Consider the following 24,372-nt stretch of genomic DNA (forward strand, 5'->3'; position numbering starts at 1 on the left):
TCAAATTTCATTTACATGCTAAATCTGATGTTCTTTAATTTCAATGTTAGGTTTATTTCTACGCTTTCGCTAGTAAACTGAGATACAGAGAAATTAAACGAAAAGAGGGACACCGTGGACTCCATATTTTCTATTGGCATCCAGTCATTATGGGACGAATTGAGCCACATGCCAGTCGGAGGAGTCTGGTGGATTAATACGGATCGTAATGAAGATGCTATCAGTCTGGTAAACAAGACAATTGCCGCTCAGGGCAAGGATTCCCGCGTGGCCGTCGTGAGCATGGGCGAAGAGCCAAAGAAAATTATCACCCTTGAAAACGATCGCGGTCCGCAGACGGTGCGATTATTTTCCATGCCTGCGGAGGCCGATAGTCTATACTTTTTGTCCCGCGACATTCAGTGCTCTATTGATCCGGATCACTATCTGGTGATTCTGAAATGCTCAAATAACGCCCTGCAAAATATCCCTGCTGAAAAACTACTGCCCTGGCTGGAAAAAATCAATAAATGGGCAAAATTTCAAAATTGCACGCTATTGATAGTCAATCCTGGCAGTAATAATGACAAACTGTTTTCCCTTTTAATGGGCGAATATCGCTCCCTGTTTGGTCTGGCGAGTCTTCGGAACCAGGCAGACAGCTATCTCTACGATATTGCGTTCTGGTGTAATGAAAAAGGCGTAAGTGCCAGACAACAGCTCACCCTTAAACATATTGAGGGCGAATGGCACCTGGCGCAGCAGGAAGAAACCGTGGTGCAACCGCGCAGCGATGAAAAACGAATCCTGAGCCATATTGCCGTTTTAGAGGGGGCACCTGCGCTCTCGGAAAATTGGTCGTTGTTTGATTCTAACGAAGCGCTTTTTAATGAAGCTCGCACAACCCAGGCGGCAACCATTGTTTTTTCGCTCATGCAAAATAACCAGATTGAAACGCTGGCGCGACAGATCCACACCTTACGTCGCCAGCGCGGAAGCGCCTTAAAAATAGTGGTGCGCGAAAATAACACCAGCCTTCGCGCCACGGATGAGCGCCTGCTTCTGGGCTGCGGTGCCAATATGGTGATTCCGTGGAATGCGCCGTTATCACGCTGCCTGACGCTTCTCGAAAGTGTTCAGGGTCAGCAGTTCAACCGTCACGTACCGGAAGATATCTCCACCCTGCTCTCCATGACCCAGCCGATGAAGCTGCGTGGATACCAGAAATGGGATACCTTCTGCGACGCCGTCGGCAACATGATGAGCAACACGCTGCTTCCTGCAGACGGGAAAGGGGTAATGGTTGCCCTGCGCCCGGTACCGGGTATCCGCGTTGAACAGGCGCTCACGTTATGTCGTCCGAACCGCACAGGAGACATCATGACCATCGGCGACAATCGCCTGGTGCTGTTCTTGTCCTTCTGCCGGATAAACGATCTTGATACCGCCCTTAACCATATCTTCCCCCTGCCAACCGGGGATATTTTCTCGAACCGTATGATCTGGTTCGAAGATAATTCTATCAGTGCAGAGCTGGTGCAGATGCGTGCCCTCGAGCCTGAACAATGGGCGAAACCGCTCACCGTGAAGAGCGATGCCAAACCGATTCTCAACGCCCGACATGACGGACACGTCTGGCGGCGAATACCGGAACCCCTTCGCCTGTTAACTGAGAATGGGGAGAACGCACCATCATGAATATCAGCGATATCATTCAACTGGTCGTATTCTGTGCGCTGATCTTTTTCCCGCTTGGCTACTATGCACGCCATTCCATACGCCGTATCCGCGATACGGCCAGAGTGCTGTTTGTAAAACCTCGCTATGTAAAACCAGCCGGAACACTGACACGGGCATCACACGTCAAGGCAGACCGAAAACATGACTAATTCTACCTATACCGCTTCGTCACCATCGCCGCTCTGGCAATACTGGCGCGGCCTTTCCGGCTGGAACTTCTACTTTCTGGTGAAGTTTGGTCTGCTGTGGGCAGGCTATCTGAATTTCCATCCCCTGCTCAACCTGGTGTTTATGGCTTTCCTGCTGATGCCTTTGCCCAATATCAGGCTGCATCGCTTGCGTCACTGGATTGCTATCCCTGTCGGCTTTGCTCTGTTCTGGCAAGACACCTGGCTGCCGGGACCGGACAGCATTATGAGTCAGGGTTCGCAGGTGGCAGGGTTTAGCGCCAGCTATGTCCTTGACCTGACCGAGCGCTTTATTAACTGGCAAATGATAGGTGCCGTCTTTGTGCTGCTGGTGGCCTGGCTGTTCCTGTCACAATGGATCCGCGTCACGGTATTTGTCGTCGCCATTATGATCTGGCTGAACGTGCTAACGCTTGCGGGTCCAGACTTCTCCCTGTGGCCCGCGGGTCAACCCACGACCACGGTGACCACTACCGGGGGAAGTGCAGCGGCAACCGTCACGACGGCAGGTGATACGCCTGTGGTCGGCGATATCCCGACGCAGACCGCACCGCCGACGTCCACTAACCTGAACGCCTGGCTCTCCAGCTTCTATACCACGGAAGATAAACGTCAGACCAAATTCCCGGAAGCCCTGCCGGCGGATGCTCAGCCGTTTGAGCTGCTGGTGATCAACATCTGTTCACTCTCCTGGGCTGACGTCGATGCCGCGGGTTTGATGTCTCACCCGCTGTGGTCCCATTTCGATATCCAGTTTAAAGACTTTAACTCTGCCACTTCGTACAGCGGCCCGGCGGCAATTCGCCTGCTTCGCGCAAGCTGCGGTCAGACATCGCATAAGAACCTGTATCAACCCGCCGGCAACCAGTGTTATCTGTTCGATAACCTCTCAAAACTGGGCTTCACGCAGCATCTGATGCTGGGACATAACGGCCAGTTCGGTAACTTCCTGAAAGAGGTGCGCGAACAGGGTGGTATGCAGGCACAGCTGATGGATCAAACCGGACTGCCGGTCACTCTGCTGGGCTTTGACGGTTCACCTGTTTATGACGATACCGCCGTGCTGCAACGCTGGCTGAAGACCATCGAAAAAGACAGTAATCCGCGCAGTGCAACGTTCTACAACACGCTGCCGCTTCACGATGGTAACCACTTCCCTGGCGTGAGCAAAACGGCCGATTATAAAGTTCGTGCGCAGAAATTCTTCGATGAACTGGACGCATTCTTTACGGAGCTGGATAAATCGGGCCGTAAAGTGATGGTGGTTGTGGTACCTGAACACGGCGCCGCGCTGAAAGGCGACAGAATGCAGGTGTCAGGTCTGCGTGATATCCCTAGCCCGTCGATTACCAACGTACCGGCAGGCATTAAATTCTTTGGTATGAAGGCACCTCATCAGGGCGCACCGATTGAGATCGCTCAGCCAACCAGCTATCTGGCCATTTCAGAACTGGTTGCCCGCGCGGTTGACGGCAAACTGTTTGTGGAAGACAGCGTGAACTGGGATCAGCTCACCAGTAACCTGCCGCAAACTGCCGAAGTCTCTGAGAACGCGAACGCGGTTGTGATTCAGTATCAGAACAAACCATACGTTCGCCTGAACGGTGGAGACTGGGTACCTTATCCGCAGTAAACCACATTTCCCTCTCCCCCAGGGGAGAGGGCTCACCCGTTCCGTTATGGCTGCTCAGCAAGCCATACAAGCATTTTCAGGCTTGCGGAGTAGTAATCATCCTTTGCAGTGATCTCGGGTTCTCCGGATGGCTGTCCCATCGTTAAATCACGTACCGCCAGCAGCCCCCCTTCCATCATGTAAGGCGCATATTCATTGGTCGTCACGTTTACCCATGCGGGAGTTTGTTCGCGGGGGAACTGACCGAACCAGGCTCGCCACGGCGTTAACAGCGGGCTCTTCTTATCAGACCAGGCCAGGTAAAGTGGAATGCGGATCGCGTCGTAGCTCATCCGTGGCGGCCAGGCTTTGGCCGGGGACAGCGTGCCCGTAGAGCCCAGTGAGACCCAGTCCGTGGGAAGTCTGGCTTTACCCGATCCCATTTTTGCCAGCAAGCGATGGCCATCCTGAATCAACTTGCCCCAGACCGGCGAATGGCTGCGACTGGCAAAGGCCTGCCAGGCCGGGAAGACGAAATAAGAGGGGTTAAGCACGATCTCACCGTCGAGGGTAAACCCCTGGACGCCGGGCAGCATCACGCGGTAACCCGCATAACGGGTCACGGTGTGGCTAATGAGTGCTTTCGTTATCGCATCCGATGCGGCGCTGTACTGTTTGTCATGCCAGCGCGTATCCGCTTTCAACAGCGCCCAGGCAATCAGGACATCGCCATCGGCGGCGTTATTTTTGTCGGCAATCGGGTTGGACTCGGCAGGGTTATAACGCCAGTAAAACAGACCATTTTCTTTGTTCTTCAGCGTACCGTCAGTCCATTTCCACAGCTTATCAAACGTGGCTTTATCGTCGTTAGCCACCGCCATCAGCATGGCGAAGCCCTGGCCTTCAGTATGCGAAACATTGCCGTTGCCGGTATCGACAATCCGCCCTTCCGGCGTAAAAAAGCGTGCTTTGTAGCTCTCCCAGGCCTGACCCGCCTGAGAGAGGGGGGAGAACAGTAAACTCATCATGACGGCCAGAGCGGCGCATGCGGGTTTTCGCATAATGGGTTATTCCGCGCTGCGCAGTGAAATCTCACCGCCCACCCAGGGTTTGATCACGCCATCCTGCTCCAGGAGCAACGCGCCCTGTGCGTCGATGCCGCGGGAAATACCGTAGATCTCTTTATCACCAATCAGCAATTTCACCGGACGGTTAATAAAGTTATCCAGCTTTTCCCAACGGGACAGGAAGGATGCCAGCCCCTCTAGTTCAAAGAGCGAAAGCGAACTGCGTAATTCTTTAATCATACGCACGGCAAGGGTGTTGCGATCGATGGTGATCCCCGCTTCCTGCAGGTTGGTCCACGCCTGATTCACCACGTCATTTTGTACATTGCGCATCACCATATTGAGGCCTGCACCAATGACAATTTGCGCCGCGTCGCCTGTTTTACCCGTTAATTCAACGAGAATACCGGCAAGTTTACGATCGTTCAGATAAAGATCGTTTGGCCATTTCACCCGCACCTTATCAGCGCCCAGATCGTGCAGCACTTCCGCCATCACAATCCCGATGACCAGACTCAGGCCAACAGCAGCAGCGGGACCCTGCTCCAGACGCCAGTACATGGAGAGATAGAGGTTGGCACCAAATGGCGAAAACCACTTGCGGCCTCGACGGCCACGCCCGGCCTGCTGGTACTCGGCTACACAGGCATCCCCGGAGGATAATTCGCTGAGTCGATCCATAAGGTACTGGTTAGTCGAATCGATCACCGGCAAGACCGCAACATTGCCATGCTCTACCTGGCTGCGGATCAGCGCTTCATTCAGCAGCTGAATCGGCTCCGGCAGGCTGTAGCCTTTTCCGGGTACCGTAAAGACATCGACACCCCAGTCGCGGAGGGTCTGGATATGCTTGTTAATGGCGGCACGGCTCATGCCCAGGTGTTCACCCAGCTGCTCGCCGGAATGGAATTCACCGTCGGCAAGAATGCTTATCAGGGTTAAAGGGATAGTATTGTCCTTCACGCGATAACCTCCACGGCATTCACTTCACCCGTACGGCCAATGAAGCGGACCTCTGGCTCCAGCCAGACGTTAAATTTTTCGCCCACTTGCTGACGGACGTGATGGGCCAACCGGACAACATCCTCGCTGGTCGCATCGTTTTGATTAATCAGCACCAGAGCCTGCTGACGATGAACGGCCGCACCGCCCACGGAGGCGCCTTTTAACTGGCATTGATCGATAAGCCAGCCCGCGGCCAGCTTCACGCTACCATCCGCCTGTGGGTAATGGGGTGCGGCAGGCCAACCTGCAAGAAACGCTTGGGCGTTTTCGCTGCTGATAACCGGGTTTTTGAAGAAGCTTCCCGCATTTCCATTCACTTTAGGATCAGGAAGCTTGGTCGTGCGCATATGGCACACCGAGTCAAAGACGTCACGGGCAGTCGCCGTTTCGGGATCGAGACGCGTTAAATCACCGTAGGTTAGCACCGGCTGCCAGTTTTTTGACAGACGCAGGCCTACGGCGACAATCACGTAGCGATCCTGATATTCATGCTTGAAAATACTGTCACGGTAGCCAAAACGGCACTGTTCAGCGGTTAAACGCTGAGCCGCGCCGGTCGCCAGCTCAATACAATCGACGTATTCACAAACGTGTTTCAGTTCGATGCCATAGGCACCGATATTTTGAATGGGGGATGATCCGGCGCAGCCAGGGATAAGGGCAAGGTTTTCCAGTCCTGGCATTCCTTTGTCCAGGGTGTATTGCACCAGATGATGCCAGTTTTCACCGGCGCCAACGTGCAGATGCCAGCTATCGGCGCGCTCTTCCACATCAATTCCCATGATGCGGTTAACGATCACCGTTCCCGCAAAATCATCGAGAAACAGGACATTACTTCCTTCGCCCAGAATCAGTACAGGTTCGTCTTGTTCTGTTGCGCTTTGCCAGGCATCCAGCAGCTGCTGTGCAGTATCGGCACGTACAATTTTATTAGCATTACGTTGAATGCCAAAGGTATTCCAGGGCTTAAGGGAGTGATTCATAGACGCTATCCTGAGACAAAAACCGGGATAGTTTACCGTATATACGGGGGGATAGGTGATTAGTTTAGAGCAACGAGGAAGGGATAAAAACGCAAAAAGGCCATCCTTTCGGATGGCCTCTTCACTTATTTGATGCCTGGCAGTTCCCTACTCTCACATGGGGAGACCCCACACTACCATCGGCGCTACGGCGTTTCACTTCTGAGTTCGGCATGGGGTCAGGTGGGACCACCGCGCTAAAGCCGCCAGGCAAATTCTGTAATCTGTATCAGCTGAAAATCGTCTCTCATCGCCAAAACATCTTCGGCGTTGTAAGGTTAAGCCTCACGGTTCATTAGTATCGGTTAGCTCAACGCATCGCTGCGCTTACACACCCGACCTATCAACGTCGTAGTCTTCAACGTTCCTTCAGGAGACTTAAAGTCTCAGGGAGAACTCATCTCGGGGCAAGTTTCGTGCTTAGATGCTTTCAGCACTTATCTCTTCCGCATTTAGCTACCGGGCAGTGCCATTGGCATGACAACCCGAACACCAGTGATGCGTCCACTCCGGTCCTCTCGTACTAGGAGCAGCCCCCCTCAATTCTCCAGCGCCCACGGCAGATAGGGACCGAACTGTCTCACGACGTTCTAAACCCAGCTCGCGTACCACTTTAAATGGCGAACAGCCATACCCTTGGGACCTACTTCAGCCCCAGGATGTGATGAGCCGACATCGAGGTGCCAAACACCGCCGTCGATATGAACTCTTGGGCGGTATCAGCCTGTTATCCCCGGAGTACCTTTTATCCGTTGAGCGATGGCCCTTCCATTCAGAACCACCGGATCACTATGACCTGCTTTCGCACCTGCTCGAGCCGTCACTCTCGCAGTCAAGCTAGCTTATGCCATTGCACTAACCTCCTGATGTCCGACCAGGATTAGCTAACCTTCGTGCTCCTCCGTTACTCTTTGGGAGGAGACCGCCCCAGTCAAACTACCCACCAGACACTGTCCGCAACCCGGATCACGGGTCTACGTTAGAACACCAGCCATTAAAGGGTGGTATTTCAAGGTTGGCTCCACGCAGACTGGCGTCCACGCTTCAAAGCCTCCCACCTATCCTACACATCAAGGACCAGTGTTCAGTGTCAAGCTATAGTAAAGGTTCACGGGGTCTTTCCGTCTTGCCGCGGGTACACTGCATCTTCACAGCGAGTTCAATTTCACTGAGTCTCGGGTGGAGACAGCCTGGCCATCATTACGCCATTCGTGCAGGTCGGAACTTACCCGACAAGGAATTTCGCTACCTTAGGACCGTTATAGTTACGGCCGCCGTTTACCGGGGCTTCGATCAAGAGCTTCGCGTTGCCGCTAACCCCATCAATTAACCTTCCGGCACCGGGCAGGCGTCACACCGTATACGTCCACTTTCGTGTTTGCACAGTGCTGTGTTTTTAATAAACAGTTGCAGCCAGCTGGTATCTTCGACTGATTTCAGCTCCATCCGCAGGGACTTCACCTACATATCAGCGTGCCTTCTCCCGAAGTTACGGCACCATTTTGCCTAGTTCCTTCACCCGAGTTCTCTCAAGCGCCTTGGTATTCTCTACCTGACCACCTGTGTCGGTTTGGGGTACGATTTGATGTTACCTGATGCTTAGAGGCTTTTCCTGGAAGCAGGGCATTTGTTACTTCAGCACCGTAGTGCCTCGTCATCACACCTCAGCGTTAACAAGGAACCGGATTTACCTGGAACCTCCGCCTACATGCTTAAACCGGGACAACCGTCGCCCGGCTAACATAGCCTTCTCCGTCCCCCCTTCGCAGTAACACCAAGTACAGGAATATTAACCTGTTTCCCATCGACTACGCCTTTCGGCCTCGCCTTAGGGGTCGACTCACCCTGCCCCGATTAACGTTGGACAGGAACCCTTGGTCTTCCGGCGAGCGGGCTTTTCACCCGCTTTATCGTTACTTATGTCAGCATTCGCACTTCTGATACCTCCAGCACCCCTCACAGGACACCTTCAACGGCTTACAGAACGCTCCCCTACCCAACAACGCATAAGCGTCGCTGCCGCAGCTTCGGTGCATGGTTTAGCCCCGTTACATCTTCCGCGCAGGCCGACTCGACCAGTGAGCTATTACGCTTTCTTTAAATGATGGCTGCTTCTAAGCCAACATCCTGGCTGTCTGTGCCTTCCCACATCGTTTCCCACTTAACCATGACTTTGGGACCTTAGCTGGCGGTCTGGGTTGTTTCCCTCTTCACGACGGACGTTAGCACCCGCCGTGTGTCTCCCGTGATAACATTCTTCGGTATTCGTAGTTTGCATCGGGTTGGTAAGCCGGGATGGCCCCCTAGCCGAAACAGTGCTCTACCCCCGAAGATGAGTTCACGAGGCGCTACCTAAATAGCTTTCGGGGAGAACCAGCTATCTCCCGGTTTGATTGGCCTTTCACCCCCAGCCACAAGTCATCCGCTAATTTTTCAACATTAGTCGGTTCGGTCCTCCAGTTAGTGTTACCCAACCTTCAACCTGCCCATGGCTAGATCACCGGGTTTCGGGTCTATACCCTGCAACTTAACGCCCAGTTAAGACTCGGTTTCCCTTCGGCTCCCCTATACGGTTAACCTTGCTACAGAATATAAGTCGCTGACCCATTATACAAAAGGTACGCAGTCACCCCATAAAAGAGGCTCCCACTGCTTGTACGTACACGGTTTCAGGTTCTTTTTCACTCCCCTCGCCGGGGTTCTTTTCGCCTTTCCCTCACGGTACTGGTTCACTATCGGTCAGTCAGGAGTATTTAGCCTTGGAGGATGGTCCCCCCATATTCAGACAGGATACCACGTGTCCCGCCCTACTCTTCGAGTTCACAGCCTGTGTGCTTTCGTGTACGGGACTTTCACCCTGTACCGTGCGACTTTCCAGACGCTTCCACTAACACACAAGCTGATTCAGACTCTGGGCTGCTCCCCGTTCGCTCGCCGCTACTGGGGGAATCTCGGTTGATTTCTTTTCCTCGGGGTACTTAGATGTTTCAGTTCCCCCGGTTCGCCTCGTTAACCTATGTATTCAGTTAACGATAGTGTGTCGGAACACACTGGGTTTCCCCATTCGGACATCGCCGGGTCAAAGGTTCATATCACCTCGCCGGCGCTTTTCGCAGATTAGCACGTCCTTCATCGCCTCTGACTGCCAGGGCATCCACCGTGTACGCTTAGTCGCTTAACCTCACAACCCGAAGATGTTTCTTTCGATTCATCACCGGCTTGCGAAAATTTGAGAGACTCGAACACACATTAACTGTGTGTCGTTTCAATTTTCAGCTTGATCCAGATTTTTAAAGAGCAAAACTTCGCAGTGCACCTTTTCAGGTTCACTCTGAAGTTTTCTTGTTTTCGCAGTAAAAGATGGTGGAGCTATGCGGGATCGAACCGCAGACCTCCTGCGTGCAAAGCAGGCGCTCTCCCAGCTGAGCTATAGCCCCATCGTATGACCAACCTCTTCAAATCTGCATGACAGATTTGGTAGGCCTGAGTGGACTTGAACCACCGACCTCACCCTTATCAGGGGTGCGCTCTAACCACCTGAGCTACAAGCCTGTAGAGGTTTTTTACTGCTGTTTTTCATCAGACAATCTGTGTGAGCACTACAAAGGCAGGTTCTTTAAGGTAAGGAGGTGATCCAACCGCAGGTTCCCCTACGGTTACCTTGTTACGACTTCACCCCAGTCATGAATCACAAAGTGGTAAGCGCCCTCCCGAAGGTTAAGCTACCTACTTCTTTTGCAACCCACTCCCATGGTGTGACGGGCGGTGTGTACAAGGCCCGGGAACGTATTCACCGTAGCATTCTGATCTACGATTACTAGCGATTCCGACTTCATGGAGTCGAGTTGCAGACTCCAATCCGGACTACGACGCACTTTATGAGGTCCGCTTGCTCTCGCGAGTTTGCTTCTCTTTGTATGCGCCATTGTAGCACGTGTGTAGCCCTACTCGTAAGGGCCATGATGACTTGACGTCATCCCCACCTTCCTCCAGTTTATCACTGGCAGTCTCCTTTGAGTTCCCGGCCGGACCGCTGGCAACAAAGGATAAGGGTTGCGCTCGTTGCGGGACTTAACCCAACATTTCACAACACGAGCTGACGACAGCCATGCAGCACCTGTCTCAGAGTTCCCGAAGGCACCAAAGCATCTCTGCTAAGTTCTCTGGATGTCAAGAGTAGGTAAGGTTCTTCGCGTTGCATCGAATTAAACCACATGCTCCACCGCTTGTGCGGGCCCCCGTCAATTCATTTGAGTTTTAACCTTGCGGCCGTACTCCCCAGGCGGTCGACTTAACGCGTTAGCTCCGGAAGCCACGCCTCAAGGGCACAACCTCCAAGTCGACATCGTTTACGGCGTGGACTACCAGGGTATCTAATCCTGTTTGCTCCCCACGCTTTCGCACCTGAGCGTCAGTCTTTGTCCAGGGGGCCGCCTTCGCCACCGGTATTCCTCCAGATCTCTACGCATTTCACCGCTACACCTGGAATTCTACCCCCCTCTACAAGACTCTAGCCTGCCAGTTTCGAATGCAGTTCCCAGGTTGAGCCCGGGGATTTCACATCCGACTTGACAGACCGCCTGCGTGCGCTTTACGCCCAGTAATTCCGATTAACGCTTGCACCCTCCGTATTACCGCGGCTGCTGGCACGGAGTTAGCCGGTGCTTCTTCTGCGGGTAACGTCAATTGCTGCGGTTATTAACCACAACACCTTCCTCCCCGCTGAAAGTACTTTACAACCCGAAGGCCTTCTTCATACACGCGGCATGGCTGCATCAGGCTTGCGCCCATTGTGCAATATTCCCCACTGCTGCCTCCCGTAGGAGTCTGGACCGTGTCTCAGTTCCAGTGTGGCTGGTCATCCTCTCAGACCAGCTAGGGATCGTCGCCTAGGTGAGCCGTTACCCCACCTACTAGCTAATCCCATCTGGGCACATCTGATGGCAAGAGGCCCGAAGGTCCCCCTCTTTGGTCTTGCGACGTTATGCGGTATTAGCTACCGTTTCCAGTAGTTATCCCCCTCCATCAGGCAGTTTCCCAGACATTACTCACCCGTCCGCCACTCGTCACCCGAGAGCAAGCTCTCTGTGCTACCGTTCGACTTGCATGTGTTAGGCCTGCCGCCAGCGTTCAATCTGAGCCATGATCAAACTCTTCAATTTAAGTTTGATGCTCGTGAATTAAACTTCGTAATGAATTACGTATGTTCACTCAGAGACTTGGTATTCATTTAGTGTCCGAAGACATTAAGAATCCATGTCACTTTGAGTGCCCACACAGATTGTCTGATAAATTGTTAAAGAGCAGTGCCGCTTCGTTTTCGCTGCGGCGCGGGGTGTGCATATTACGCTTTCCCGCTTCAGAGTCAAGCATTTATTTTCGCTTATCTCTGTTGGTGTTCATCTCTGAACCCCGCTAACCCGGCGGCGTGTGTGCCGTTGTTCCGTGTCAGTGGAGGCGCATTATAGGGAGTTATTCTGAAGTGACAAGCACAAAATACAAAAAACTTTTCGTTCGCTCACTTTTCAAACTTCACGCCTATTTAAGCCGCGAATCGCCTGATAAATGTGCGATCTCCCGTGCAAAACTGGCGACCTGCGACCAGTCGGTATACACCACCTCTTTGCGCGTATCGGTTTCGCCGCCGGTCATCTTCATAATGAGGCGAATCATAAAGCGATCATACCAGCGATAGCGCGGATAACGCAGCGCGCCGGCAAAGACGGCGCTGATGTCCGGCTGCCACGGAGAGCTCAACAGAAACTTGCGCGTATAGCTGTTGGTCTGCGGCGTACGTTTCTCAGGTTTACGCGCCACCAGATTGACCGAGTAAAAAGCCCCGGGCAGTTTATTGAGCACTGCCGTATGCTTTTTCACAAAACGATCCAGCGCCGGATGGAAATGCCCGTAACGAATAGACGCGCCAATAACCACACGGTCGTAATCCTGCCAGGCTATCTGCTCCGTGCGGTTCAGGTTCACCACATCAGAGTAAATCCCCAGCTCTTTTAATTCTGAAGCCAGATATGAGGCAATCTCACGCGTTTGCCCATCCCGCGTAGAGAAAAGAATAAGTGTTTTCACCGACGACTCCTTACTCGCGCCAGAATGTTGGGGTGAACAGCACCAGCAGCGTAAAGACCTCCAGACGACCAAACAGCATGTTGGCGATGAGGATCCATTTCGCGACCGGGTTCATACTGGCAAAGTTATCTGCCACAACTCCCAGGCCAGGCCCGAGGTTATTCAACGTTGCAACGACGGAAGCAAAGGCAGAGAAATCATCCACCCCCGTCGCAATAATCGCCAGCATACTGACGATGAAGACCAGCGCATAGGCCGAGAAGAACCCCCACACCGCTTCAAGAATACGTTCCGGCAGGGCACGGTTACCCAGTTTGATGCTGTAAACCGCGTTCGGGTGGACCAGACGTTTAAGTTCACGGTTCCCCTGCTTAAACAACAGCAGAATACGGATCACCTTCAGGCCACCGCCCGTCGACCCCGCACAACCCCCGATGAACGCAGAACACAGCAGCAGTACCGGCAGGAACAGCGGCCAGCGCGCAATACTGTCCGTTGTAAAACCGGCAGTGGTTGCCATCGACACCACCTGGAAGAACGCCTGATTTAACGTGGTCAACGCGGAGTTATAGACATCGTGGAACCACAACACCACGGTACAGATGATGACCAGCGTAAGCTGGACACCAATGAACATACGAAACTCCGGGTCACGCCAGTACACCTTCAGGCTACGCCCGCTGAGTAAGGAGAAGTGCAGACCGTAGTTACAGCCGGAAATCAGCAGGAAGATGGCAATGATCGTGTTAATGGTGGGGCTGTCGAAGTAACCCACGCTGGCATCGTGGGTCGAGAACCCGCCGATGGCGATCGTCGCAAAGCTGTGCCCGATAGCGTCGAATGCAGGCATCCCGGCAAACCATAACGCTAACGCACAGGCAATCGTCAGCAAGACATAGATAAGCCACAGGGTTTTCGCCGTCTCGGCTATGCGCGGGCGCATCTTGTTATCTTTCAGTGGACCCGGCATTTCCGCACGGTAGAGCTGCATCCCCCCGACGCCAAGAATAGGCAGGATGGCCACTGCCAGGACGATGATCCCCATCCCCCCGAACCATTGCAGCATCTGGCGATAAAAGAGAATGGCGTGCGGTAAGGAATCCAGCCCGACCAGCGTGGTCGCCCCGGTCGTCGTTAAACCCGAGAACGATTCAAAAAACGCATCCGTGACGGTCAGATTAGGCTGCTCAGAGAAGATAAAGGGTAGCGCACCCACACTTCCCAGCACTGTCCAGAACAGAACAACAATCAGAAAGCCTTCGCGAGATTTCAGCTCACCCTTTTGACGACGGTTTGGCCACCAGAGCAGTGAGCCAATCGCCAGCGCGACAAAGAAGGTCTGGGTAAATGCCCGCCCCGCGCCGTCCCGGTAGATAAGCGCTACCAGTCCTGGGAGAATCATCGTCCCGGAAAAAAGTATGACCAGCAGTCCAACGATTCGGGTAATGGCACGAAAATGCATCTCTGCCGCTTCCTTTGGTATTCAAAAAAGTGAGGTGGGGATTATTCTTCAATCGGCAGCAATTGCAACGAACCGCGACTAAAATCCGCCAGCTTTGCTGAAAAAGCAGCCAGTTCCGCCTGCGGAAGCGCCACGCGCAGTTGCACCATTGCCTGATAGTCACTGTGCGCGATGACGCCGTTAAACTGCTTTAGCAATGCCTCAATGCCGGATAACTGGCCGTAATCGCACAGTAAAGTATATTCGGTGAGCGGCGTTTTGCGGGTGGTAATCAGCATATTCAGTGCCTGCTGAACCCCACCGCCATACGCTTTAACCAGTCCACCCGTGCCTAATAAAATACCGCCGTAGTAGCGAACGACCACGGCGGTGATTTCACCCACGCCGCTGCCCATCAACTGGGAGAGCATGGGTTTACCGGCTGTGCCTGCCGGTTCACCGTCATCGGAAAACCCCAGCTGTTGTGAATCGTTCGGCGGCCCTGCCACCCACGCCACGCAATGGTGACGTGCGTCAGGGTGCTGCGCGCGAACGGACTCAACAAACGCTTTTGCCGCCTCAACGCCGTCGGTATGTGCCAGCAGCGTAATGAATCGACTCTTCTTAATTTCCTCAACAAAGGTGACCGGTTCAGCCGGTATCAGCCAGCTATCCATCAGGCCAGCTTCAGGTCTCGCGTCATATTCTCAATACCGTTTTCGTGGATCACCACGTTGTCTTCGATACGAATACCGCCAAACGGTTTCAGCGCTTCAATTTTGTCCCAGTTGAAGTGCTTGCTGAACGGGCCTTCACGCCATGGCGCTAACAGCGATTCGATAAAGTAGATACCCGGCTCGATGGTCAGCACCATACGCGGCTCAAGAATACGCGTGCAGCGCAGGTAAGGATATTTAGACGGCGCGGCCAGGTGCGTACCGGTATCGTCCTGCATAAAACCGGCAACATCATGAACCTGCAGACCCAGCGGGTGACCAATACCGTGCGGCATGAACGGCCCGGTCAGATCGTTTTCCACCATCGCCTCTTCGCTCATGTCTTTCACGATCTGGTGCTTACGCAGCAGTTTAGCGATGCGCTGATGGAACTGGATGTGGTAATCCACATAGCTGGTTCCCGCTTTCATGGTGCCAATAAGCGCCAGTTGCTCATCGTTAACGTCTTTAATCAACTGTGCAAAATCGGTATCCGCATTTGCCGCCCAGGTGCGGGTCAGGTCGGCCGCATAGCCGTTGTACTCTGCCCCGGCGTCCAACAGGAAGCTGCGCATCTCGGATGGCACCTGGTGATCGAGCCTGGTGTAGTGCAGAACGGACGCATGCTCATTCAGCGCGACGATGTTGCTGTAAGGGACATCAGTGTCACGGTGGCCGGTGGCGGTCAGATACGCCTGGTTAATATCGAACTCGCTCATGCCAGACTGGAACGCTTCATGCGCAGCACGGTGACCATTTACCGCCGTTTTTTGCGCTTCACGCATGCAGTAAAGTTCGTAGTCGGTCTTATAAGCGCGATAGTAGTGCAGATAATCCAGAACCCCTTTCGGATTGAGTTTATCCGCCGGAATATCCAGACCGAGCGCACGCTCAGGAACCGGGCCAATATAAGCAATATTGCCGCGCCCGGCTGGCAAGAGGCTGCCAATGCCATCGGCTTTTGGTAAAGCGATAACGTCCACTTCTTCCGTCCAGAAGCTGGTCGGCAGCGGCTCAACGTTGTGCCAGTAATCGACAGGCAAATAGAACCACAGTTTCGGCTTGTTCACCCCGTCCACCAGCAACCAGCAATTTGGGACCTGCGTGACCGGCACCCAGGCTTTGAACTGCGGGTTGACCTTAAACGGATACGCATGGTCATCCAGGAAGGTGTTAATCAGCTCTCCGGAGTGGATTAACAGCGCATCCAGCTTAAAGCGCGCCAGTACATCACGGGTACGTTCCTGTAGGGTAACGATATGATTTTTATAAAGCGAAGCCAGTGAGTCCATCTTTCTTCCTTTCATTTTTCTGAGCTCAAGTCATCGCATCTTAGCACACCTGACTCCGACTGCGTGATTTCCACCGACCGTGATCAATGCAGCAATTTCTTAATGAGAAATTTGCATTTTATTAACATAAATCCCACACTCCGTCTCATCTGGTATGACCAGATCCACTTGCTGGATTCAGGAGACTGACATGCTCTACAAAGGCGACACCCTGTACCTCAACTGGCTGGAAGATGGCATTGCCGAACTGGTGTTCGATGCCCCCGGCTCAGTCAACAAGCTTGATACCGCGACGGTGGCCAGTCTTGGCCAGGCGTTGGATGTGCTTGAAAAACAATCTGAATTAAAAGGGCTGCTGCTGCGCTCAAACAAAGCGGCTTTTATTGTCGGTGCAGATATCACCGAATTCCTTTCACTGTTCCAGGTCCCGGAAGAACAGCTGAGCCAGTGGCTGCACTTTGCCAACAGCGTCTTTAATCGTCTGGAAGATCTGCCTGTTCCGACAGTCTCCGCCGTTAACGGCTACGCGCTGGGCGGCGGCTGCGAGTGCGTGCTGGCAACCGACTATCGTCTGGCCACGCCAGACCTGCGCATCGGCCTGCCGGAAACAAAACTGGGCATCATGCCAGGCTTTGGCGGTTCCGTACGTATGCCACGCATGCTGGGTGCCGATAGCGCCCTGGAGATCATCGCCGCCGGTAAAGATGTCGGGGCGGAACAGGCGCAGAAAATAGGCCTGGTGGACGGTGTGGTTAAACCAGAAAAACTGATTGAAGGCTCCCTCGCCATTCTCCATCAGGCCATTAATGGCGACCTCGACTGGAAAGCCAAACGTCAGCCGAAGCTGGAACCGTTGAAACTCAGCAAAATTGAAGCCGCCATGAGCTTCACCATCGCCAAAGGGATGGTGATGCAGACGGCAGGCAAACACTACCCCGCGCCCATTACCGCCGTTAAAACGATTGAAGCCGCGGCCCACTTTGGCCGTGATGAAGCGCTGAAACTTGAAAACCAAAGCTTTGTTCCGCTGGCGCACACTAATGAAGCTCGCGCACTGGTGGGCATCTTCCTGAACGATCAATTCGTGAAAGGTAAGGCGAAACAGCTGACCAAAAATGTTGAGACGCCAAAACAGGCGGCGGTACTCGGTGCAGGCATTATGGGCGGCGGCATCGCTTATCAGTCGGCCTGGAAAGGCGTGCCTGTGGTGATGAAAGACATCAACGAGAAATCCCTGACGCTGGGCATGACCGAAGCGGCCAAGCTGCTGAATAAACAGCTGGAACGCGGCAAAATTGACGGTCTGAAACTCTCAGGGGTGATCTCGACAATCCACCCGACCCTGGACTATAGCGGTTTCGACCGTGTGGATGTGGTCGTTGAAGCGGTCGTTGAGAACCCGAAAGTCAAAAAAGCGGTGCTGGCGGAAACCGAAGAGAAGGTTCGTCCTGATACCGTACTGGCCTCAAACACCTCCACCATCCCGATTAGCGAACTGGCAGGCGTTCTGAAGCGCCCGGAAAACTTCTGCGGTATGCACTTCTTTAACCCGGTGCACCGTATGCCACTTGTCGAAGTGATCCGTGGGGAAAAAACCTCTGACGAAACGATCGCCAAAGTCGTGGCATGGGCCAGCAAAATGGGCAAAACCCCGATCGTGGTCAACGATTGTCCGGGCTTCTTCGTCAACCGCGTGCTGTTCCCGTACTTCGCCGGTTTCAGCCAGCTCCTGCGCGACGGTGCGGATTTCCGCAAAGTCGACAAAGTGATGGAAAAACAGTTCGGCTGGCCGATGGGTCCGGCGTATCTGCTGGATGTGGTCGGCATTGACACCGCACACCACGCCCAGGCGGTGATGGCGGCAGGCTTCCCGCAGCGCATGCAGAAAGATTACCGCGACGCGATTGACGCCCTGTTTGACGCCAGCCGCTTTGGTCAGAAAAACGGCCTGGGCTTCTGGCGCTATAAAGAAGACAGCAAAGGTAAACCGAAGAAAGAAGAAGACGCGGCGGTGGATGGCCTGCTGGCCGACGTCAGCCAGCCGAAACGTGACTTCACCGACGATGAAATCATCGCCCGAATGATGATTCCAATGATCAACGAAGTGGTGCGTTGCCTGGAAGAAGGCATTATCGCCAGCCCGGCAGAAGCCGATATGGCGCTGGTGTACGGCCTCGGCTTCCCTCCGTTCCACGGCGGCGCGTTCCGCTGGCTGGATACGCTCGGCAGCGCCCGTTATCTCGATATGGCTCAGCAGTACCAGCACCTCGGCCCGCTGTATGACGTGCCGGAAGGTCTGCGTAACAAAGCGCGCCATAACGAACCCTATTACCCAGCAGTTGAGCCATCCCGTCCGGTTGGCGAGCTGAAAACGGCTTAAGGAGTCACAATGGAAAAGGTTGTCATTGTTGATGCGATTCGCACCCCGATGGGCCGTTCAAAAGGCGGTGCATTCCGTAATGTGCGCGCGGAAGACCTCTCCGCGCACCTGATGCGTAGCCTGCTGGCGCGTAACCCGGCACTGGATCCCGCTGCGCTCGACGATATTTACTGGGGCTGTGTACAACAAACCCTCGAACAGGGCTTTAACATCGCCCGTAACGCTTCGCTGCTGGCGGAGATCCCGCATTCAGTTCCGGCGGTGACCGTTAACCGTCTGTGTGGTTCGTCAATGCAGGCGCTGCACGACGCGGCACGCATGATCATGACCGGTGATGCGCAGGCCTGTCTGGTCGGCGGCGTGGAGCACATGGGCCACGTGCCGATGAGCCACGGGGTTGATTTCCACCCGGGTATGAGCCGTAACGTGGCGAAAGCGGCGGGAATGATGGGCCTGACCGCTGAGATGCTTTCCCGCCTCCACGGCATCAGCCGCGAAATGCAGGATACCTTTGCCGCGCGCTCCCACGCACGCGCCTGGGCCGCAACGCAGTCCGGCGCATTTAAGCATGAGATCATCCCAACCGGTGGTCACGATGCTGACGGCGTTTTGAAGCAGTTCAGCTACGATGAAGTGATTCGCCCGGAAACCACTGTAGAAACCCTTTCTACGCTGCGCCCGGCGTTTGACCCGGTCACCGGTACGGTAACGGCAGGCACCTCGTCTGCCCTATCTGACGGGGCCGCCGCGATGCTGGTGATGAGTGAAAGCCGTGCCCGCGAGTTAGGCCTGATGCCTCGTGCCCGGGTGCGTTCGATGGCGGTGGTGGGTTGCGAACCGTCCATTATGGGTTACGGTCCGGTGCCGGCCTCGAAGCTGGCGCTGAAAAAAGCAGGCTTAACCACCAGTGATATCGATCTGTTTGAGATGAACGAAGCCTTTGCCGCGCAGATCCTGCCGTGCATCAAAGATCTGGGCCTGATGGATCAGATAGACGACAAGATTAACCTCAATGGCGGCGCGATCGCCCTCGGTCACCCGCTGGGTTGTTCCGGGGCACGCATCAGCACCACGCTGATTAACCTGATGGAACGCAAAGACGCTCAGTTTGGTCTGGCGACGATGTGTATCGGGCTGGGTCAGGGTATCGCGACGGTATTTGAGCGAGTGTAAATCTTCGAGGGGTTCTTACAGCCAGTGTCGCCAGAACACGGCGGCACGCGAGCGGCGCCCGATGCGCTTACGGAAGTAAGGGATTCGGGTGAGCACGCGCAGCCATCGCAGTTATGGCGCCAGTGGCGAAGAGATAAAGTTTAGTTGCCGTTCTTCCCGCCTGTCAGGGGCGGGTTTTTTATTTAAATGAACGCGAACGCATCGCCGAAGAGACGGTCTTCACGCGCGTCACGTTCGTTGCAGAACAGGTCACGGGCAATTTTCGCCATCTCAAAACGGCCAGCAATATAGATATCATGTCCCGCCAGCGTGCCGTGATCCTGCAGCACCGCTGTCAGCACCGTACCGCTGCGCCCACGCCAGCCCTCTTCAGGCTGCTCCACCACCGGCTCAATGCGCAGGTGTGGATGATTGACGCTTAATGCTTCCAGTTCAGACAGGTCGTAGAGATGTTTCTCTTCGCGGCCGCCCCAGTAGATGGTGATATCGCGATCCGGGTTACGCGCCAGGGCCGTCAGCAGGATAGAGCGCACGTAAGAGAAACCCGTTCCCCCCGCAATCAGGATCAGCGGACGGTCTTCATCTTCACGCAGCCAGGCATCACCGTGAGGAATATCCACCACGATTTCACGTTCTTTCAGAATGCGATCCATGACGGCCATCGCATACAGGTTAAGCTCAGACGCACCAATATGAAGCTCAATAAATTCCTGCTCTGCTGGCGTAGAAGCCATAGAGAAGGGACGCTTATCACGCTCATCCATCACGACCATCAAGTACTGACCGGCGCGGAAAGAGAATGCCGCTTCAGGTACTAAACGGACGCGATATACGGTGTCGGTGATAGCATCTACCGAGGTCACTTTACAGCTTAAGGTTGTCATTCGCTCTCTCTGTCGTGAAGTCTATAGGGCTTAACGGCCTGTTTCAGGTTTACCGTTATTCATTATGGCCAGTTCATCCCAGATCGCGTCAATGCGCGCGGTCACGGCAGGATCTTTTTTGATCGGTCGACCCCATTCACGCTCGGTTTCGCCGGGCCATTTGTTTGTGGCATCCAGTCCCATTTTTGAGCCAAGGCCGGAGACCGGCGAGGCAAAATCCAGATAATCTATCGGCGTGTTTTCGACTAACACCGTATCGCGCGCCGGATCCATTCGGGTAGTAATGGCCCAGATAACGTCATTCCAGTCGCGGGCGTTAACATCATCATCGCAGACAATAACAAATTTGGTATACATAAACTGGCGCAGGAAAGACCATACGCCCATCATCACGCGTTTAGCGTGACCAGGATATTGCTTCTTCATCGTCACCACCGCCAGGCGATACGAACACCCTTCCGGCGGCAGGTAAAAATCAACAATTTCCGGGAACTGCTTTTGCAGGATCGGCACAAACACTTCGTTCAGTGCCACTCCCAGTACCGCCGGTTCATCCGGTGGACGTCCGGTATAGGTGGAGTGGTAAATCGCATCTTCACGCTGGGTGATGTGCGTGACGGTAAACACCGGGAAGTTATCAACTTCGTTGTAATAGCCGGTGTGGTCACCGTATGGCCCTTCCGGTGCCATTTCGCCCTGCTCAAGGTAACCTTCCAGAACGATCTCCGCGCTGGCAGGAACTTCAAGGTCATTAGAAATACACTTCACGACTTCGGTTTTGGTTCCGCGCAGCAGGCCTGCAAAGGCATATTCGGACAGCGTATCCGGCACTGGCGTTACCGCCCCCAGAATCGTGGCCGGATCGGCGCCTAACGCAACGGAAACCGGGAAACGCTCTCCCGGGTGTTCAGCACACCACTCCTGGAAATCCAGGGCGCCGCCACGATGTGACAACCAGCGCATGATGAGCTTATTCTTGCCAATCAGCTGCTGGCGGTAAATACCCAGATTTTGTCGCTCTTTGTGCGGACCACGCGTGACGGTGAGCCCCCAGGTGATAAGCGGCGCAGCATCTTCAGGCCAGCATTGCATGACAGGAATTTTTGTCAGATCCACCGCATCGCCTTCCAGCACTTTCTGCTGACACGGTGCGCCGCGCAGACGTTTGGTTGGCATGTTAAGCACCTGCTTAAACTGCGGCAGTTTATCGAACAGATCGCGGAAACCTTTCGGTGGCTCTGGCTCTTTCAGAAACGCCAGCAGTTTACCCACTTCGCGCAGCGCCGTGACGTCCTCCTGTCCCATCCCCAACGCCACACGGCGCGGTGTACCAAACAGGTTGCACAGCACCGGCATCGAATACCCTTTTGGGTTTTCAAACAGTAAAGCGGGGCCACCGGCACGCAGGGTGCGGTCAGCAATTTCTGTCATTTCCAGATAAGGATCAACAGGAAGTGTAATGCGTTTGAGTTCGCCCTGCTTTTCCAGCAGCGTCAGGAAGTCGCGGAGATCGTGGTATTTCATGCAGTTAGTCATGGCCTCTCTGTAAGCGCTTCATTATACGGCGTAAGCCTGCTTGATGCTGTAATTTTGTTAAATTAGCGTGAACTTATGCATTCTGTTCCCTTTTCCCCCATTATAATCAACTTAGCGATCCCGCCAGGGTTTTGATATGCTTGCGCCCCGAACTAAGGGAAAGAGTGATTATGCAGGCCTGGTATTTACTGTATTGCAAACGCGGGCAACTTCAGCGCGCGCAGGAACATCTTGAACGTCAGTCTGTAAATTGCCTGACACCCGTGATCACGCTTGAAAAAATGCAGCGCGGGAAGCGCACGACCGTTAGTGAGCCATTATTCCCGAACTATCTGTTCGTTGAGTTCGACCCGGAAGTGATTCACACCACGACCATCAGCGCCACACGCGGTGTCAGCCACTTTGTGCGTTTTGGCGCTCACCCGGCCACGGTCCCGTCAACGGTGATTCATCAGCTTTCGGTGTACCAGCAACCTGAAGGCATCACCGATCCGGAAACCCCCTACGCAGGCGACAGCGTCGTCATCACTGAAGGGGCTTTCGAGGGCTTACAGGCGATTTTCGCCGAGCCTGACGGTGAAGCACGCTCCATGCTGTTGCTCAACCTGCTGAATAAGCAGGTATTGCAGAGCGTGAAAAACACCGACTTCCGCAAAGTTTAAACGTCTATCCCGAACAGGCGACGCACGTTGTCATCCGTCTGTGCGCACAGCCAGTGCGGGTCTTCTCCGCGCCAGCGCGCTACGCTCTCAAGAATATGCCCCAGATAGGCCGGTTCGTTACGTCGAGAAGCCGGTTTGGGTTGCATATCTCGCGGCAGCAGATAAGGTGCGTCGGTTTCAACAAGCAAGCGGTCCGCCGGGATCACCGGCAACAGCTCGCGAAGCTCAAGCCCGCGACGTTCATCGCAAACCCAGCCGGTAATGCCCAGATATAACCCGCGTTCCAGACAATCCAGCGCCTCCTGCCGTGAACCGGTAAAGCAGTGCAGTACCGCCCCGGGCAGTTTATCGAGCCAGGGTTCCAGTAAGGCGAGGAAGCGCTCATGCGCGTCACGGCAGTGCATAAACACAGGCATTCCAAGCTCTGCTGCCAGGGCGAGCTGGGCGGTGAAGGCATTTTCCTGTTCGGCTGGCGTGGAAAAGTTACGGTTGAAATCGAGACCACATTCGCCAATGGCCACGACTTCAGTGGTTTTCGCCAGCCTGTGTATGATTTCAGCGCTCTGCGGCGTCCACTGGCTGCTGTCATGAGGATGCACGCCAGCGGTTGACCAGCAGCGATCATAGCGCTGAGCAAGCTGCTGCGCCTGCTCGCTTTCTTGCAGGTTGGTTCCCGTCAGGAGCAGCCCTTTCACCCCGGCGGCAAAAGCACGCGCGACGACCTCATCGCAGTCTTTCGCAAACTGCGAGCTGGTCAGATTGAGTCCGATATCAAACATGCGATTCCCCATAGCACAACCGCCCTGACGGGCGGCTGGTTTTACTCTTCAGTGGTCTTTTCCGACGTATCGTCTTCGTCATCCGACCGACGCCCTTTTCCCACGTAGAAACGCGAGAAGAATACGCCAACTTCAAACAGACAATACATCGGTATTGCCAGCAGCGTTTGTGAGAAGACGTCAGGTGGTGTGAGCAGCATGCCAACCACAAACGCGCCGACCAGGATATACGGGCGCTTCTTACGCAGGTCATCAGGGGTCGTCACTCCTACCCAGCAAAGCAGCACAATGGCTACCGGCACTTCGAATGCCACGCCGAACGCCATAAACAGCGCCATCACAAAGCTGAGGTAGCTGGCGATATCCGTCGACACCTGAACCCCTTCCGGCGCGGTATGCGTCAGGAAGCCAAAGGCCAGCGGGAAGACAACAAAGTAGGCGAACGCCATGCCGATATAGAACAGCAGCGAGCTGGATACCAGCAGCGGGATCACCAGCTTGCGTTCATGCTTGTACAGCGCTGGCGCCACAAACGCCCACACCTGATATAGAATGACCGGCGCAGAGGCAATCAGCGATACCCAGAAGGTGAGCTTAATAGGGGTAAAGAACGGTGATGCAACGTCGGTTGCGATCATCGTTGCCCCCAGCGGCATCTGCTTGATCAGCGGCGCAGAGACAACCTGGTAGATATCATTGGCGAAATAGACCAGGCATAAGAAAATGAGGAAAACCGCGATAATGCAGTTTAACAGGCGCTTACGCAGCTCTATGAGGTGCGTAATCAGCGGTTGGGTATCATCTACTGCCAT

17 protein-coding genes, 2 tRNA genes and 3 rRNA genes are annotated in these 24,372 nt (G+C 54.3%); 6 read left to right on the forward strand and 16 right to left on the reverse strand.

Going from position 1 to position 24,372, the window contains the following annotated elements; genetic code table 11:
* Window positions 1-114: 114 nt before the first annotated feature.
* Genes bcsE through bcsG form a run of 3 tightly spaced genes read left to right on the forward strand, consistent with a single transcriptional unit; the run spans window position 115 to window position 3,540 of the window.
* Complete coding sequence (bcsE, locus tag AM379_RS06835) at window positions 115-1,677, forward strand: cellulose biosynthesis c-di-GMP-binding protein BcsE (RefSeq protein ID WP_020884480.1); 1,563 nt, start codon at window positions 115-117, stop codon at window positions 1,675-1,677.
* Window positions 1,671-1,868, forward strand: coding sequence for a cellulose biosynthesis protein BcsF (gene bcsF / locus AM379_RS06840; RefSeq protein WP_025202797.1), 198 nt, complete (start codon window positions 1,671-1,673; stop codon window positions 1,866-1,868). The genes bcsE and bcsF overlap by 7 nt, the downstream gene beginning before the upstream one ends.
* Entirely contained in the window at window positions 1,861-3,540 is a 1,680-nt protein-coding gene (bcsG, locus tag AM379_RS06845) for a cellulose biosynthesis protein BcsG (RefSeq protein ID WP_106503561.1), read from the forward strand. Before bcsF ends, bcsG begins: the two co-directional genes overlap by 8 nt.
* A 44-nt stretch (window positions 3,541-3,584) precedes the next feature.
* Here bcsG and AM379_RS06850 read toward each other — a convergent pair whose 3' ends face one another.
* The 12 genes from AM379_RS06850 to pepQ all read right to left on the reverse strand — a co-directional run bounded on the left by AM379_RS06850 (window position 3,585) and on the right by pepQ (window position 16,146).
* The gene (locus AM379_RS06850) at window positions 3,585-4,580 is read right to left on the reverse strand and encodes a glycosyl hydrolase family 8 (protein WP_020884478.1); all 996 of its coding nucleotides are present in this window, start codon (window positions 4,578-4,580) and stop codon (window positions 3,585-3,587) included.
* A 6-nt stretch (window positions 4,581-4,586) separates the two neighbouring features.
* Window positions 4,587-5,549 carry a bifunctional biotin--[acetyl-CoA-carboxylase] ligase/biotin operon repressor BirA gene (gene birA / locus AM379_RS06855; protein ID WP_032679203.1) on the reverse strand — a complete coding sequence of 321 codons (963 nt, stop codon included), beginning with the start codon at window positions 5,547-5,549 and terminating at the stop codon, window positions 4,587-4,589.
* The gene (gene murB / locus AM379_RS06860) at window positions 5,546-6,574 is read right to left on the reverse strand and encodes a UDP-N-acetylmuramate dehydrogenase (RefSeq protein ID WP_014172099.1); all 1,029 of its coding nucleotides are present in this window, start codon (window positions 6,572-6,574) and stop codon (window positions 5,546-5,548) included. The genes birA and murB overlap by 4 nt, the downstream gene beginning before the upstream one ends.
* Window positions 6,575-6,708: 134 nt before the next feature.
* A 5S ribosomal RNA gene (gene rrf / locus AM379_RS06865) occupies window positions 6,709-6,824 on the reverse strand.
* A gap of 63 nt (window positions 6,825-6,887) precedes the next feature.
* Window positions 6,888-9,794, reverse strand: a 23S ribosomal RNA gene (locus tag AM379_RS06870).
* A 180-nt stretch (window positions 9,795-9,974) separates the two neighbouring features.
* A tRNA-Ala gene (locus AM379_RS06875) sits at window positions 9,975-10,050 on the reverse strand.
* A gap of 38 nt (window positions 10,051-10,088) precedes the next feature.
* Window positions 10,089-10,165, reverse strand: a tRNA-Ile gene (locus AM379_RS06880).
* Between the two features lie 70 nt (window positions 10,166-10,235).
* Window positions 10,236-11,775, reverse strand: a 16S ribosomal RNA gene (locus AM379_RS06885).
* The 16S, 23S and 5S rRNA genes sit together here with 2 tRNA genes alongside, the layout of an rRNA operon.
* Window positions 11,776-12,151: 376 nt before the next feature.
* Complete coding sequence (gene hemG / locus AM379_RS06890; protein ID WP_020882866.1) at window positions 12,152-12,697, reverse strand: menaquinone-dependent protoporphyrinogen IX dehydrogenase; 546 nt, start codon at window positions 12,695-12,697, stop codon at window positions 12,152-12,154.
* Between the two features lie 10 nt (window positions 12,698-12,707).
* A complete protein-coding gene (gene trkH / locus AM379_RS06895; RefSeq protein WP_014172101.1) occupies window positions 12,708-14,159 on the reverse strand; it encodes a Trk system potassium transporter TrkH in 1,452 nt (483 codons plus the stop codon).
* A 41-nt stretch (window positions 14,160-14,200) separates the two neighbouring features.
* Window positions 14,201-14,815 carry an IMPACT family protein gene (locus AM379_RS06900; RefSeq protein WP_020882868.1) on the reverse strand — a complete coding sequence of 205 codons (615 nt, stop codon included), beginning with the start codon at window positions 14,813-14,815 and terminating at the stop codon, window positions 14,201-14,203.
* Entirely contained in the window at window positions 14,815-16,146 is a 1,332-nt protein-coding gene (pepQ, locus tag AM379_RS06905; RefSeq protein WP_020882869.1) for a Xaa-Pro dipeptidase, read from the reverse strand. Before pepQ ends, AM379_RS06900 begins: the two co-directional genes overlap by 1 nt.
* 190 nt (window positions 16,147-16,336) lie before the next feature.
* On the opposite strand from pepQ, the gene fadB reads away from it, so the two are divergent.
* Entirely contained in the window at window positions 16,337-18,526 is a 2,190-nt protein-coding gene (fadB, locus tag AM379_RS06915; RefSeq protein ID WP_106503562.1) for a fatty acid oxidation complex subunit alpha FadB, read from the forward strand.
* Window positions 18,527-18,535: 9 nt separating this feature from the next.
* Window positions 18,536-19,699, forward strand: coding sequence for an acetyl-CoA C-acyltransferase FadA (fadA, locus tag AM379_RS06920; RefSeq protein WP_106503563.1), 1,164 nt, complete (start codon window positions 18,536-18,538; stop codon window positions 19,697-19,699).
* 182 nt (window positions 19,700-19,881) lie between these two features.
* On the opposite strand, the gene fre is transcribed toward fadA, so the two are convergent.
* Both fre and ubiD read right to left on the reverse strand, forming a co-directional pair.
* Complete coding sequence (gene fre, locus AM379_RS06925) at window positions 19,882-20,583, reverse strand: NAD(P)H-flavin reductase (protein ID WP_014172106.1); 702 nt, start codon at window positions 20,581-20,583, stop codon at window positions 19,882-19,884.
* Window positions 20,584-20,613: 30 nt separating this feature from the next.
* Window positions 20,614-22,119 carry a 4-hydroxy-3-polyprenylbenzoate decarboxylase gene (ubiD, locus tag AM379_RS06930; RefSeq protein WP_014172107.1) on the reverse strand — a complete coding sequence of 502 codons (1,506 nt, stop codon included), beginning with the start codon at window positions 22,117-22,119 and terminating at the stop codon, window positions 20,614-20,616.
* Between the two features lie 170 nt (window positions 22,120-22,289).
* Between ubiD and rfaH the strand changes: the two genes are divergently transcribed.
* Complete coding sequence (gene rfaH / locus AM379_RS06935) at window positions 22,290-22,781, forward strand: transcription/translation regulatory transformer protein RfaH (RefSeq protein ID WP_020882871.1); 492 nt, start codon at window positions 22,290-22,292, stop codon at window positions 22,779-22,781.
* Here rfaH and tatD read toward each other — a convergent pair.
* Window positions 22,778-23,560, reverse strand: a complete 783-nt coding sequence (gene tatD / locus AM379_RS06940; protein WP_032679206.1) for a 3'-5' ssDNA/RNA exonuclease TatD — start codon at window positions 23,558-23,560, stop codon at window positions 22,778-22,780. The two genes, rfaH and tatD, sit on opposite strands and share 4 nt — an antisense overlap.
* A 41-nt stretch (window positions 23,561-23,601) precedes the next feature.
* Window positions 23,602-24,372 (reverse strand): Sec-independent protein translocase subunit TatC, encoded by a 771-nt coding sequence (tatC, locus tag AM379_RS06945; protein ID WP_014172110.1) that lies wholly within the window; start codon window positions 24,370-24,372, stop codon window positions 23,602-23,604.

Source organism: Enterobacter cloacae complex sp. FDA-CDC-AR_0132 (assembly GCF_003010695.1).
In the GTDB taxonomy this organism is placed as follows: domain Bacteria; phylum Pseudomonadota; class Gammaproteobacteria; order Enterobacterales; family Enterobacteriaceae; genus Enterobacter; species Enterobacter ludwigii.

Coding starts and splice junctions, on each gene's coding strand:
- bcsG (WP_106503561.1), top strand. CDS start 1,861: ATGACTAATTCTACCTATACCGCTTCGTCACCATCGCCGCTCTGGCAA.
- AM379_RS06850 (WP_020884478.1), bottom strand. CDS start 4,580: ATGCGAAAACCCGCATGCGCCGCTCTGGCCGTCATGATGAGTTTACTG.
- murB (WP_014172099.1), bottom strand. CDS start 6,574: ATGAATCACTCCCTTAAGCCCTGGAATACCTTTGGCATTCAACGTAAT.
- trkH (WP_014172101.1), bottom strand. CDS start 14,159: ATGCATTTTCGTGCCATTACCCGAATCGTTGGACTGCTGGTCATACTT.
- AM379_RS06900 (WP_020882868.1), bottom strand. CDS start 14,815: ATGGATAGCTGGCTGATACCGGCTGAACCGGTCACCTTTGTTGAGGAA.
- pepQ (WP_020882869.1), bottom strand. CDS start 16,146: ATGGACTCACTGGCTTCGCTTTATAAAAATCATATCGTTACCCTACAG.
- fadB (WP_106503562.1), top strand. CDS start 16,337: ATGCTCTACAAAGGCGACACCCTGTACCTCAACTGGCTGGAAGATGGC.
- fadA (WP_106503563.1), top strand. CDS start 18,536: ATGGAAAAGGTTGTCATTGTTGATGCGATTCGCACCCCGATGGGCCGT.
- fre (WP_014172106.1), bottom strand. CDS start 20,583: ATGACAACCTTAAGCTGTAAAGTGACCTCGGTAGATGCTATCACCGAC.
- ubiD (WP_014172107.1), bottom strand. CDS start 22,119: ATGACTAACTGCATGAAATACCACGATCTCCGCGACTTCCTGACGCTG.
- rfaH (WP_020882871.1), top strand. CDS start 22,290: ATGCAGGCCTGGTATTTACTGTATTGCAAACGCGGGCAACTTCAGCGC.
- tatD (WP_032679206.1), bottom strand. CDS start 23,560: ATGTTTGATATCGGACTCAATCTGACCAGCTCGCAGTTTGCGAAAGAC.
- tatC (WP_014172110.1), bottom strand. CDS start 24,372: ATGGCAGTAGATGATACCCAACCGCTGATTACGCACCTCATAGAGCTG.